Source organism: Vibrio sp. 10N.261.46.A3, assembly GCF_041472995.1.
In the GTDB taxonomy this organism is placed as follows: Bacteria; Pseudomonadota; Gammaproteobacteria; order Enterobacterales; family Vibrionaceae; genus Vibrio; species Vibrio coralliirubri.
Genome location: NZ_JBFRRH010000031.1, coordinates 43,096 through 55,685 on the forward strand (window position 1 = coordinate 43,096; position 12,590 = coordinate 55,685).

16 protein-coding genes are annotated in these 12,590 nt (G+C 44.4%); 13 read left to right on the forward strand and 3 right to left on the reverse strand.

Features of this window, described 5'->3' with window-relative positions; translation table 11 throughout:
- Positions 1-77: 77 nt before the first annotated feature.
- Both AB4484_RS09000 and AB4484_RS09005 read left to right on the forward strand, forming a co-directional pair.
- A complete protein-coding gene (locus AB4484_RS09000) occupies positions 78-515 on the forward strand; it encodes a hypothetical protein (RefSeq protein ID WP_248401392.1) in 438 nt (145 codons plus the stop codon).
- A gap of 32 nt (positions 516-547) precedes the next feature.
- The gene (locus tag AB4484_RS09005; protein WP_048611762.1) at positions 548-727 is read left to right on the forward strand and encodes a DUF1289 domain-containing protein; all 180 of its coding nucleotides are present in this window, start codon (positions 548-550) and stop codon (positions 725-727) included.
- A 9-nt stretch (positions 728-736) separates the two neighbouring features.
- On the opposite strand, the gene rcnR is transcribed toward AB4484_RS09005, so the two are convergent.
- Positions 737-1,012: a Ni(II)/Co(II)-binding transcriptional repressor RcnR gene (gene rcnR / locus AB4484_RS09010; RefSeq protein ID WP_017631168.1), complete on the reverse strand. Its 276-nt coding sequence runs from the start codon at positions 1,010-1,012 to the stop codon at positions 737-739.
- A 347-nt stretch (positions 1,013-1,359) separates the two neighbouring features.
- Here rcnR and AB4484_RS09015 point away from each other — a divergent pair, with 347 nt between their 5' ends.
- Both AB4484_RS09015 and AB4484_RS09020 read left to right on the forward strand, forming a co-directional pair.
- Positions 1,360-2,082: a DUF1007 family protein gene (locus AB4484_RS09015; RefSeq protein ID WP_372077635.1), complete on the forward strand. Its 723-nt coding sequence runs from the start codon at positions 1,360-1,362 to the stop codon at positions 2,080-2,082.
- 94 nt (positions 2,083-2,176) lie between these two features.
- Positions 2,177-3,271: a nickel/cobalt transporter gene (locus AB4484_RS09020; protein WP_372077636.1), complete on the forward strand. Its 1,095-nt coding sequence runs from the start codon at positions 2,177-2,179 to the stop codon at positions 3,269-3,271.
- A 114-nt stretch (positions 3,272-3,385) separates the two neighbouring features.
- On the opposite strand, the gene AB4484_RS09025 is transcribed toward AB4484_RS09020, so the two are convergent.
- Positions 3,386-3,718 (reverse strand): PepSY domain-containing protein, encoded by a 333-nt coding sequence (locus AB4484_RS09025; RefSeq protein WP_372077638.1) that lies wholly within the window; start codon positions 3,716-3,718, stop codon positions 3,386-3,388.
- A 264-nt stretch (positions 3,719-3,982) separates the two neighbouring features.
- On the opposite strand from AB4484_RS09025, the gene AB4484_RS09030 reads away from it, so the two are divergent.
- The 8 genes from AB4484_RS09030 (at position 3,983) to AB4484_RS09065 (ending at position 8,704) form a co-directional block, all read left to right on the forward strand.
- Positions 3,983-4,342 carry a carboxymuconolactone decarboxylase family protein gene (locus AB4484_RS09030; RefSeq protein ID WP_048611557.1) on the forward strand — a complete coding sequence of 120 codons (360 nt, stop codon included), beginning with the start codon at positions 3,983-3,985 and terminating at the stop codon, positions 4,340-4,342.
- The gene (locus AB4484_RS09035) at positions 4,342-4,872 is read left to right on the forward strand and encodes a VOC family protein (RefSeq protein ID WP_372077640.1); all 531 of its coding nucleotides are present in this window, start codon (positions 4,342-4,344) and stop codon (positions 4,870-4,872) included. The genes AB4484_RS09030 and AB4484_RS09035 overlap by 1 nt, the downstream gene beginning before the upstream one ends.
- Positions 4,869-5,312 (forward strand): DMT family transporter, encoded by a 444-nt coding sequence (locus AB4484_RS09040; protein ID WP_333913329.1) that lies wholly within the window; start codon positions 4,869-4,871, stop codon positions 5,310-5,312. The genes AB4484_RS09035 and AB4484_RS09040 overlap by 4 nt, the downstream gene beginning before the upstream one ends.
- On the forward strand, positions 5,309-5,827 hold the full coding sequence (locus AB4484_RS09045) for a DMT family transporter (RefSeq protein ID WP_052878226.1): 519 nt from the start codon (positions 5,309-5,311) through the stop codon (positions 5,825-5,827). The genes AB4484_RS09040 and AB4484_RS09045 overlap by 4 nt, the downstream gene beginning before the upstream one ends.
- Positions 5,817-6,140, forward strand: coding sequence for a hypothetical protein (locus tag AB4484_RS09050; protein WP_372077643.1), 324 nt, complete (start codon positions 5,817-5,819; stop codon positions 6,138-6,140). The genes AB4484_RS09045 and AB4484_RS09050 overlap by 11 nt, the downstream gene beginning before the upstream one ends.
- An 89-nt stretch (positions 6,141-6,229) precedes the next feature.
- Positions 6,230-7,168, forward strand: coding sequence for a LysR family transcriptional regulator (locus AB4484_RS09055; protein WP_372077645.1), 939 nt, complete (start codon positions 6,230-6,232; stop codon positions 7,166-7,168).
- A gap of 236 nt (positions 7,169-7,404) precedes the next feature.
- The gene (locus AB4484_RS09060) at positions 7,405-7,899 is read left to right on the forward strand and encodes a YcxB family protein (protein WP_299691936.1); all 495 of its coding nucleotides are present in this window, start codon (positions 7,405-7,407) and stop codon (positions 7,897-7,899) included.
- A gap of 79 nt (positions 7,900-7,978) precedes the next feature.
- Positions 7,979-8,704, forward strand: coding sequence for a metallophosphoesterase (locus AB4484_RS09065; protein WP_372077648.1), 726 nt, complete (start codon positions 7,979-7,981; stop codon positions 8,702-8,704).
- A gap of 60 nt (positions 8,705-8,764) precedes the next feature.
- Here the strand turns inward: AB4484_RS09065 and AB4484_RS09070 are convergent, their stop codons facing one another.
- Entirely contained in the window at positions 8,765-9,964 is a 1,200-nt protein-coding gene (locus tag AB4484_RS09070; protein WP_048611740.1) for a hypothetical protein, read from the reverse strand.
- A 394-nt stretch (positions 9,965-10,358) separates the two neighbouring features.
- On the opposite strand from AB4484_RS09070, the gene AB4484_RS09075 reads away from it, so the two are divergent.
- The gene (locus AB4484_RS09075) at positions 10,359-12,416 is read left to right on the forward strand and encodes an FUSC family protein (protein WP_372077650.1); all 2,058 of its coding nucleotides are present in this window, start codon (positions 10,359-10,361) and stop codon (positions 12,414-12,416) included.
- The last annotated feature ends 174 nt before the right edge of the window (positions 12,417-12,590 follow it).

A 12,590-nucleotide genomic window follows, 5' to 3' on the forward strand; every position in this document is an offset into this window, starting at 1 on the left:
GGGGAGGGGTATAGTTTTTTGAACGCAATATTATGAGCTTCACCGACCCTATTACCAGATAAGAGAAGAGTTTCTGAATGAAAGACGTTAAGGGTGTATTCCGCAACCTAGAGAAAATGCTGCGCAAAGCGAACTGGTTTGAAGATGGTTGGGAAATTTATAACCGCGGCGAGTACCTTCAGCTATACAAAGAGAATTGGTTTAACCAGAATCAAGGTGGCGTCCACTTTGAAACCTTTATTGAGGGGCCTCAGGTTAAACAAAAAGCCTTTCCTATCTGCATGCACGCGGAAGAGGACTGCCCTGCCCAATCTGAATTTATACGTCAGTTCAAAGAGTTGGAACAAGGCCGAATTGAAAGCTGGAAAGGATACAAAACCCAAGATAACAGTTACGGTATTTGTCAGCGAACACTGCCTTTGAATTTCAAAAACCTTGAACAACGATTGTTTGAAGAATTCAACCGACTACGAGCGCTTGAAGCGAGTGTCGATAAAGTCCTAGACAGACTATAACTAAGACAGGCTTTAATAGGACAGATTCCAAAATGAAAAAGCAAAAAAGCCCGTGTATCGACATGTGTGACTTTTCAAACAGTAAGGGTTGGTGCTTGGGGTGTGGTCGAACTCGAGAAGAGTGTAAGGCTTGGAAAACGATGAAGCCTTACGCCGTTAATGCTTTAAAGAAAGAGCTAGTGAAAAGAAAATCACAAATGAAAGCTCAATAAATCAAACCTTTACTTGATGTAAGAGTCTAGAACTTTAAGTACCACTTCCATATCTTCTTCCCGCTGAACCTTGTCATCTTCTAGTACAACATGTTCTAGGAGATGGCCTTTAATCACTTCTCTCATCAAGCCGTTGACCGCACCACGAATGGCCGCTATCTGTTGTAATACGTCCTGACATTGCTGCTCTTCATCATCCAACATCTTCTTTAGGCCATTAACCTGACCTTGTATTTTGCTGACTCGAGCCTTTAGCTTTTTCTGATCTTTGGCTGTGTGCGACATAGCATTTTTACTCACGTGGCTGAATGAAAAGGGATAAAGCGTAATGTAGCACCTTATTTATACTGGGGGGTAGTTTTTAGCGCCGTTAACGCCTGTTATCACGGGCTAAGCTCAAGCCACCAACAAAAAGGCCTCGTACAACCGAGAGTTTAATCGACTATTCAACGTCACACACTAGTCTGAATAATGTCCAATTGAGCATCAATCAAAGATGTTTATAGGAAAAATCGGGGTAATTGAAAATCAAGAATGACAGTCCGCTTTAAAGTGAACAAGCGGACAATTTGAAGTGAACAATGCAGTAAATTGTTATAATATAACATCACGCTAAATAACCATCATTTCTCATGAAACAGCTATTTATTCTAATCGATGTCATCAATCGCCTCTCCTCACGCTTTGTAAGCCGTTTCGCGACATACTTTCGCTCTCTCAAGGGCTTGACTGTTGGCCTAACATTATTGCTTTTTGCGCCAAATCTATACGCCCACCCTCACTCTTGGATAGAGATGAAAACTCATATTGAGGGAGAGAATGGCATGATCACCGGTCTCTCTATGGAGTGGTCTTTTGATGCAATGACATCCATGTATATTTTGGATGGAGAAGATGTCTCTGCCGATACAGAAGCTGAAACATTCAAAAAACTCGCAGCGTCTGTAATCGAAAACATGATGTACGAGCACTACTTCACGTACTTTTATGATGGTGAAGAGCCCATCAAATATCAGGTGGTTGAGAACGCGAAATTTGAGCGTGATAAAGCCAAGATGGTTCTAACATTTGACCTGCCACTTTCTAAGCCCAAACCAGTGACAAGAGACTCGCTTCGCGTATTGATTTTTGACCCTAGTTACTTTGTCGACATGTCGTGGCTATCCAATAGGGACGTGACATTGTCACCTGAACTAGCGAGACAATGCCAGTTAGAATTAATCGAGCCTAACCCGACGCCAGAACAGATGAGTTATGCGATGTCTCTACCTGTCGATGCAGATCCAGATAACACGCTAGGCCAACTGTTTACACAATCGGTTGAGCTTCATTGCGCTGCGGTTCCCGCTTCTTAGTCTCAGTGGTGCATGTCAGCCATTAAGTAAGCGTCTAGCTGATTAAGCATGGCAACTAATTAACACAAAGATTCCAGATATAGGTTCTTGTTAGATGAAGAAAAATCAATCCAAATTCAATCACTACCTCATTGGTGCTGGGGCGTTAGTGCTTATTGCTATTGGGGCGTATCAACTGTGGTCTATGTGGCCATCGTTAGTTATCTCTAGCATCCAATGGCAAAGAGAAGTCAATTCAGAGCTTGCAGATTTACTCTATGAAGCTAAGTCCAACCCTTGGGGGGCAGGCAGTTACCTTATCGGGTTCAGCTTTATCTATGGCATGCTTCATTCTCTGGGGCCTGGGCACGGCAAAGTTATTGTGTCTACTTACTTAGCCACTCACCCAACCAAAGCAAAAGCGAGTTTAGTGCTCACGGTTGTTTCTGCATTTTTACAAGCATTGGTCGCAATCTTATTAGTAAGCGTGTTGCTATGGGGATTTAGTGCTTCAATGCGAGTGGTGAATGACAAAGCGAATATGTTTGTTTCATTAAGCTTTGCGTTAGTGGCCGTGGTAGGTGCGTTGATTTGCTGGAAAGCTCTGAAAAACATCTACTCAACGATGCGTAAACCGCAACCAACTCTGAGAGTGAAAGCCATCACTCCATTAGCAACAGGCGCAGTTTCGTCAGTGCAAGTTCATACGTCAATGGCGCTTCGTTCATCTGGTTCAATGGTTATGGACGCTACCCATTCATTACAAGCCGCTGACCACACTCATGCAGATCATTCTCATACCGACTGTGGGTGCGGCCACCAGCATGTAGCCGATGCAGACGCAATCAACAAAGCCTCAACGCTCCGAGAATATGCGGGAATCATAGTGACGATTGGCGTAAGACCGTGCACCGGAGCCATCATGGTTCTGCTTTTCGCGAACATGGTTGGCCTATATTGGATGGGCGTATTGAGCGCCTTTGCGATGGCCGTAGGCACAGCATTAACAACCTCATTAATTGCAATGATGACGCTAACAGGCAAGCATCTAGTGAAGCGCTATTTGGCAGCAGGCAATAAGAACAGCAACGCCTCATTGAAAGCCGCAGGTCACTACTTGCAACTCTTTGGCGGCATTTTGCTTGTGTTGATTGGCTTGTTGTTAATGAACGGCCAAGACAGCGGCATGTCCCCGGTATTCACTATGTAGCGCACAACCGGGTAGCAATTAAGCTCAGGGTCTTTTCACTCGTTCCGCATACATCAAGGCCTCGTAAACGCGAGGCCTTAGCTTTATCTTATGAATGTAAATGGTCGACTAGAATCACTTATCCACGTCACCAGTAACGCCTTCATGGGATAATTCTCCGGACAGTTCAGCTTGCACTTCAGCAAGGCTTTCTTCTTCAAGCGCCACAATTTTTGCAGTTAGTGCATCAACTTCGATCTCATAAGCTTTGCCATCACGGGTAACAAACACATCCCATTGATTGTCAGGCTCGTCATGACGAATCCCAAGAACCTCGACATCCAAAGATAATAGCGCTGCATTAATCGCTTGTTCTTTAGTGATTATCTCTGTGCCTTGAGCCGCATAGGTTGAAACACTAAATGTACTAACAGCGGCCAAAGCACCACATAAAATTAACTGTTTCATTGTTTTCTCCTTAGCTTTTATGGCTATTTTCACCATATTGATAATGTGGTGTAGCGCGTGAAAAAAATGTTAGCCATTGTGCAGGTGCCTTTCATTTTCGTTTTTCTCCACTTTCTCGCCTTACCCTCTTTCCATGTTCGCAACCCGTCTGTGCAGATTCCGCATAAGTCCTATTCCATTCCGCTAGTTTTTCAAATTTTATCGCTCTCTATAATCCCCTTCATCCGCTGCGGCGAACCAAATTGATAAGTGAGAAAGTTGAATATGACTAAGAAATATCAGAATGCAGTGCTGGATGATCAAGCACTGATTGAAGGCCTCAAATCAATCAACCCAGTATGGGGCGATATGACCGTACGCGTTGCGGGTGAAGCATGGGGCATGCCGTTAATTGACCAAAAAACCAAAGCGCTCATTAGCATTGCGATTGACCAAATGGCACTCAACGTAACGGGCGAAGGTAATCCATTTGGCGCCCACGTTGATATGGCACTTAAACAAGGGGCGACCTATGCAGAGCTTGAAGAGTTAATCGTATTTGCATCGGCATACACTGGCTTTAACAAAGGGGCGACGACGATGGGCGCACTCAACAAAATTCGTCATGAACGAGGAGATTTCTAATGGCTATTCCAGGGCTAAAAAAACCAGACCATATCGGTTTCACGGTACCGAATTTAGATGAAGCTATCGCTTTCTTCCGAGAGCATTTTGACTTTGAACTGGCGTATGAGTTTGGCCCATTCGCGTCCGATGATGACTGGATGAAAGATCACTTAAACGTTAATCCACGTGCAGAGATCACCAAGATTGCAGTGATGAACGCGAAAGGGATTAACTTAGAGATCTTTGAATACTCAGACGCAGTAAAAAGAAGCAAAACAGCACCAAATAACGCCGACATTGGTGGTCACCACCTTGCTTTCTACGTTGAAGATATGGACGCCGCGGTAGCGTATCTAAAAGACCAAGGCATCACAGTCCTTGGAGATGCAACCACCATGACTGAAGGCCCTACTGCTGGAGAGTCTTGGGTTTACTTCATGGCACCTTGGGGGATGCAATTAGAGCTTGTGTCTTATCCAAACGGCAAAGCTTATGCAAATAAAGCTGATGCAAATCGTGCTTCTGTTGCGTTGTTTGACCCACGATGAACATTATTTTTATCGTGATGACTGTGATCGCGGGTATGGGCTTGTCTTTCGAGGCAGGCTTACTTGGCCCTTTAGGTGAACAAGTCGGCCATTTATGGGCAACCTTGAGCATCTTTGGCGTTGGTACTGCGTTGCTTTGGATGATTCGTCACTTTACACCGAATGGACAATTCAAAGCTTGGAACACCATTCCAAAATGGCAGTTTATCGGTGGTTTACTGGGGCCTATCTACGTGGTCGTTCTTACATTAGCGACGCCAATTTTAGGGGTTGCAATGACGATGGTTTGCGTCCTGTTTGGTCAAATCACTAAGAGTTTTGCGATTGATTACTTCGGCTGGTTTGCAATGCCAAAGCAAGCGACTAACCCACTGCGTTTGCTTGGTTTGGGTTTCATATTCCTCGCTCTCTGTTTTGTCTATTTAGGAGGACAATCATGACGCTGATTATTTTACTTGCCATTGCATCAGGCATGGCATTGAGTGCTCAAGCGGCGATTAATGGTCAACTGGGAGCAAAAGTTGGTGTGATTGAAAGCTCCCTGCTGACCTTTAGCATGGGAACCGTTATCACGGGTTTACTGATTTTCTTCTTTGAACCAAGTTACGACGCAACTCTGTTATCGGTGCCTAAATGGCAACTCGCAGGCGCACTATTTGGCATCTTTTACATGATCGTCATGGTGGCGGCAGTGCCAAAGGTTGGTGTCGCGATTGCCACTGTTGCCACCATTCTTGGCCAGATGATCATGAGCCTGATAATCGATACTCAAGGTTGGCTTGGGAATACGTCCATTGAACTGAATTATTGGCGTATTGCTGCCATGGTCTGCATTGCGTGCGCCTTAGCCTGTATTTATATCGCCAATCGCCAAATACAAACCGAATCAGAAGCACCGTTAGCAAAAGACAATATTACGACTCAACTTACCAAGGAAACATTGCATGTCAGCTAAAACCATCATCGTGTTCTTTAACCTAAAATCAACCACGGATGAAACTCAATATCTTCAATGGGCCAAAGAATCAGATCTACCGACGGTAAACAAACTCAGTAGTGTTTCATCGTTCGAGGTCTTCAAAGGCATCAGCATGTTTGGTCAAGATAAGCCGTTACCCTGGGATTACTTTGAGATTATTCAGATCGATTCTGAAGAGGCATTTCTTAGCGATATTCAAACTCAAGAGATGCAGAAGATTGTCGATCAGTTCCAATCTTTCAGCGAGGATGCACACTTTATTGTTACTGAGAATATCCTCACCGCATAATAAATGAACCTTCAGGCAAGCTAACTATTAGCTTGCCTTTTTTTATGTTTAGACCGTAATCTTTGACTAATGAAAGTAGGAGAAAGCTTGTGAATTACGATGTCTCTTTATTGGAAATAAAACTGTTCTTGATGACCACCCAATTTGGCAACTTTTCTGAGGTGGCACGTCGCCAAGACATGACACCATCGTCGGTGTCTCGCAAAATGGCGCAGCTCGAGGAGAAAGTCGGAACCAAACTTTTACATCGTCATACACGCTCAATTTCTCTTACTGATGAAGGTGTGGCATTCAACAAGCATTGCACCGAAATCATCAATCAGTATGAATCGGTTGTCGAACGCATTGAACAGCGTGCAGACACGCCTCGTGGCACCGTCAGAATAAGTGCACCGGTTGCCTTTGGTCGACTCCACATCGCGCCATATCTCGCGGAACTGTTAGAAAGGTATCCACTTCTCAAGGTGGAAGTCCATCAGACGGATGCATTTGTAAACCCTGCCGCTGAATCTATCGACTTATTGATCCGCATTGGTGTGCCGCAAGATTCTTCATTAAGGATGAAACGTTTTGCTAAGCAGCGCTACGTCATGGCTGCAAGTCCAAACTACCTAAAATCTTATGGCACCTTAACTACGCCAGAAGAACTCAAACAACATAACTGTTTAGTGTTTAAGGGACCAAATGGTCTTCAACGCTGGTTTATTGGTGAAGATAGATTAGAGCCGTATGAAGTTTCAGGATCACTCTACAGCAACAATGCAGAAACGTTGGTCGCGAGCGCGGTCGGTGGCAGTGGAATTGTCGTCTTCCCTACTTGGTTAATTGGGGAAGAATTGAAGAGTGGTCAACTTGTCCCTTTACTAGACGGTTATCAAGTCTCGACCAGTTTAGAGCAACAATCGATCAGTGCCCTTTATCTTGATACTGATAATCTGGCGGCAAAAGTTAGGGTCGTAATTGATTTTCTAGCGGACAAATTCAGCAGCACAAGCGACAAGAACTCATGCTACTGGGATGCTATTTAATCGAGTTTTACCCAATCAATAGCCACCAGCTGCTTAGGTTTTGTCTGCCAATCCTAAAGCATCAAGATATTGTACTAACAAGAGCAAACCCTGACGGTATTATTGATTTACAAAAGAGAAATAAAACCGCTAAAGAAAAGTGCTGAGAAGCGATACAATGCTCGAGTTGCGAGATCGCAGCATGAAATACCAATTCAAAGAAAGCCCATTAACAAGAAGCATTAAAGTAGCCTCACATGTCTAAAGAACCCGGTTTCACTACAGAATACAAACTCGACAAGACGTTTTTCGCGGAGTGTTATGATCAAACTAGCCTTCCGACTCAATTTCCTAAAGCCTATTTAAAGGGAATACTGTTTCTTATTTTTGGTGTGGTTCTACTGGAGTTTGAACTATTACCTAACGGCTATGTTGGCTGGTTCTTTATTGTTTTGAGTGTGATTGAAGCATTCAGTGTGTACTGCAAAAGAACCTGGTGGTTATGGCGACAAAAAATCAGCTCAGGCGCAGGCAGCAAAATCGTCTTTCAAGGTGATGCTAACGGAGTGAGTTACAAAAACCACAAAGCGACCAACACCATCGCGTGGAGTGACATCGACCAGCTTGAGCAGACCGATCTCGGTTTTATCTTGCATATCGGTAAACAGCGCCAATATGTGAGTAAATCTTGTTTAAGCGATGAAGCCATTGCCTTCATGATTGAACACCATGCCGCATCAAAAGCGAAATAACACCAATAAATGCCTGCTGACTTAGCAGGCATTTTTCTATCTCCTTTAATTCTATATATCGAATGACCGGACAATAACAATGAATACCGTGTACCAAATCAGTGATTGTCACCTTTCCGATGAATCCAGCTATGAGAACCTGCGTAGAGATCTGAAATACGTCAGCAAAGACACAGCATGCAAGACAATTTTTCTAACTGGTGATATTTGTTGTAACCCAAAGTCTGGCGACTACGTTCGATTAGAGGCGTTCATTAGGCAACACATTAGCGACCAATCTATTTACGCGATTGCAGGGAATCATGATGACTCTCGCTTAATGCGCACAGAGCTAAAGGGCTCGACGATTTGTGTCACCGACAAAGCCACCATCTGTGAACGAGAGTTTGTGTTCCTAGACTCAAGCTTCAAGCCTCTCGATAAACAACACCCACTTGGTTCAGGGCGTATTGATAACCGCGGCATGGCTCAGCTAAAACAACAATTAAGAAAGGCCAATGATCCTATAGTGGTTGTTCACCACCCTGTCATTCCAGTCGGGGCTGATTGGATGAAAGCGATCCGTCTAGAGAACGATGCTGAAGTGATGAGCGTGCTTCAAAAATATCGCGTTCGTGATGTGATCTGCGGTCATGGCCACGATGGAATAACGGCGACACAGCAAGGCATCACCCAATATATGGCCCCGTCGACAGCCTATGGCTTTGAGCACTTGATCAATGAATACAATCGCAGCGAGAAGGTAGGATTAAGTCGAATCTCGTTGTCGACTGACTCCATCAACTACCAAGCTGTCTACCTTTAAGGATGCAAGCTTTAACCTTGCTGCGCTGCTAACTTAATACTCCGCGAACTTGGTGCTGCGCTACAAATACTCTTTGACTTCTTTGAGCTTGCCTTTCAACTTATCTTTTTTGCTTAGCGCTTTGTCGAACTCATCTTTTGATGTATTGAGGTAACTCACGCCATCTTTAATTTGAGCTAAGTAAGCCACGTAGATGGTGTCCATAGTGACGAATTCTATACCCGACTTAGTGATGTATTTGCGGGCAAACTTTCTGGTTTTTTCGTAAGACTTGTAAATCTTACCTGCAAGTTCACTACCTGGTGCGTAGGTCGCAAACTTATCGGGCTCCTTCTTAAACTTATATTTGAGCTTTCTCATGTGCTTTTTCATGAGTGAACGTTTCTTATAAGCTGGCAGATCCAACACGCCAATGAGCACCTCCTCTTTAGAGCTGACCAGAGGGTGTAGAATCCACATCATCGCAACAACGGGTATATCTTGGATGCTCTTGTTGAAAAACGTACAGCAAGCTAGGCCAGTAATAGTGCTCTTGTTCAGATACATTCTCAGGCATTCTTTTTGGAAAGCTTTGTATCGGGCGATAGTAATCTTTCTGTAAATGTAGTTAACGCACCACTGACAAATCGACTTCGCCGCTCTTGCTATGGCTGTCGCAGGTGAGGCAGTACCCAAAGAAACGATATTGACCACTAACGTTGCGGAATTAAAAGAAAACTCCAATAACCCGTCTTCTAAGGCAGTCGCTTTGATTTTTCTTCTCACCACTCTCAGCGTCATCTGCCCTTGGCTATCCGCTACTGATATCACTTTGGTCGCTTTCTTATAGAGTGAAACGCCCTTCACTCCTTTATATGCGCCTTGAACTATCCCTTTGGTGTCTTTAATGAAAGGAGCAAATTCTTCCCAAACATCGCTGACTAAGTCAAAGATCAAAGGTTTCATCTCGGTGAATACGTTTGAAGGTAATAACTCCAATCCAGGAACGCCTTGAACCGTCCTATTAACCTGAGCGAAGATCTCATTTGACGTGTCACCTACCGCTTGCCCATTATCACTATCATTCGACTTTGAGAGATCCTTCACCTCATTCGTTATTTTTCTGACTTTGTTCAGCACCTTTCTATTTTTTCTAATTTGCTCAGGTGTTTTCACTGTGTCATCGATACTTACTTCACTAAAAAACCTAAGGAAGAAAAGTTGTTTGTCGTCTATCGGGTCACCTGTTATTTCCAAAGAATTGTTCAAAATATCTGGCATGATTCACTGTCCTTGTTCATCCATTTAAGATCGTTTAGCAAGTTGAATATTTACACACAAAAGAGGCTGATATGAAGGATTGTAAAACGAGAAAAGAGCCTCGAAACGTATTGGCGGACTCTTTATCTTTACCTCTCGGGGTGATCAATAATCGCCCACCATATTGTTCGATATCCGTCTTTTCTGTGGCTAAAAAGTTTGAGCTATAAAATCAAATGTAGCTTCTGTTTGAGCATAGAGCCAACTGACTCAGGTAGGAAAAGCTAGGAAGGTGTGGTGAGTCGAATTTCACCTAAAGGTTTGTTGTTCTTTAATTTATCAATCTGTGATTGAAGACAGCGCGGACACAGATTTGGCGTTACACTCATTAAGATCAAACAAATAACGAGGGTCTATGACGTTTTCTCCTGCCATTTTGCGTAAAGTCTGGTACTCCCCTTCTATTAACCTTGGGCTTCGCGCCACCAGTGCCATTGTGCTGTTTCTAGGTTTAGGGGTGCTGTCGAATCAAACCACTATCGCCATGACCGCGCTGATGACCATGCCAGCCGCTCTGATTAGTGGCCTCGACGCAGCTGGGCCAAGGAGATGGACACGTTTTGCGATCACCGCAACTGCTTGGGGCATGACTCTGGCCGTCAGTTACGCTCTTCTGAAAAGCGGACTGCCTTTATGGGTGACTTATGGTGCTATGGGCGCTTTGCTTGCGAGTGCGGCAGTCAATGGCCCATTCTGGGCGAGGCTTGGTATGTCTAGCCTCCTGATTGCTGTCGTCAGTCTGTCGCTTCATAATTCCAACACAGCCTTAAGCTTGTACCCAATGTTGGTGCTTGGGCCCTTTACTTTTTCGCTGTTTAGCTGGCTTTGGTTTGCGCTATGGAAGCACTATGCATTGCGCGTGTGTCTGTCCGCGATTTACGAAACCTTGGCAGACTACATCCAATATCGACAAGCATTCTTGTTAGGTAGCGAAAGTGATGCACCGAAAAGACGCATCAAATACCAACTCATCGAGTTGTTCCAACAGGCTCTTCAATCTGAATCTTTTCGATCTAAACAAGAAGATGCTAACTCGCTTCGACAAGCCTTGTTCCTCGCTCTTGATACGTTTGAAGTGATAATCAGCAGCCACACAACGAATCCCGATCTATTAAGCCAATTTCAGTCCAGTAAGCACAAGCGAGACTTGCTATTGGTATGGAGTCAACATTGCCAGCAAAGGTTAAGACACAAAGCCAAACAGCTTCTGCTTAACACAAACGAAGAGATGAAGCATTTAAGTTCATTACAACAAGAAGCCGACGACTTAATTGAAGCGGTCAAGCTCGAAGACCAACCCCGCTTTCGTTATTGGGCATTCGCCGTGAAGCACATATCTCGCCGTATTGAGCTTAATGAACCCGCTTATGAACGTTCTTTTGAAGTGCAGCCGTTCGAGTTGTCTTTTCGCCTGCCAAGTCGAGGTAACCCCATTTGGCGTCATGTTACCCGTGTCGGTTTAATGTTCGCACTTGGCGCTGGAATTGCGGAATACTTTGAATTGATTCGCCCTGATTGGGTTCTGATTTCGATGCTGATGGTGATTCAACCAAGCTTCTTAGCGACACGCAGTAAAACGTGGCAACGCTGTTTAGGTACGGCGCTTGGTGTGCTGTTCGCGACCTCTTTGATTCACATTGGTGTACCGACGACCGCGATGTATACGCTTATTGTCATCCTCTTGCCTGTCGCGATGCTTAATATTATGCGCCATTACTCGCTAGCCATTGGCTGTATTACGGCGCTATTGATATTGGTGTATCAGACCATGGCGCACCAAGGGCTCGACTTTGCCGCGCCACGCGTTATCGACACCGTGGTCGGTGGTGCGACTGTTCTGCTCGGATATAGCTTGTTATGGCCGCAATGGCGAGGCAAAGAGATCCACACTCAAGCGTTAAAGGCACTTAATAGTTCAAAAAGCTTATTTGTGTATTGCTATGAACAGCTGCAAATTGGTACCGAACAACATGACCATACTGCGCTAACCAAGCAACGTGCCGCTATGCTAACCGCTGAAAGCGACCTTGAGCTGATTTACAACGAGATGCAGCAAGAGCCAAAACACACTCGCGCCGATCCTCACTATTATGAAGATATGCTGAGTCACTATCGATTGTTAAGCCATTACCTCTGCTTACTGATTCCACTGGTCAGAAAAGGCACGCAATACCAAGGCTCGCAACAAGTCGAGAGTTTGATTCATGATGCGATGGATGCATTGATCAATACCATTCGTGATAACCGCGTCCATGAGCTGCCGACACTGGTTAACAAAACAGATGCCGAACATCCAACTTCAACAGCCGGTCAGCAATCAGTAGAAGAGATCATCTGGTTAGCACTGATGACTGTAAAACAAATGCACGACTTAGTTCGGCGCAATCTCGAAAACGAAGAACTCGAAAACTAAAAGTTTGAAAACGAATAAGCTAGAAAGCTGAATACGTGGGATTATCGCCCCGCTCTCACAAGTAACCAAAGCCTTGCAAGCGTTATTATCCTAAGGTTTGCTAGCAAGGTCTTTGTGATTGATAATAAGAGCAATATAGGCGCAGGTTAGCGCTTTTTATCACCTAGGTTTATA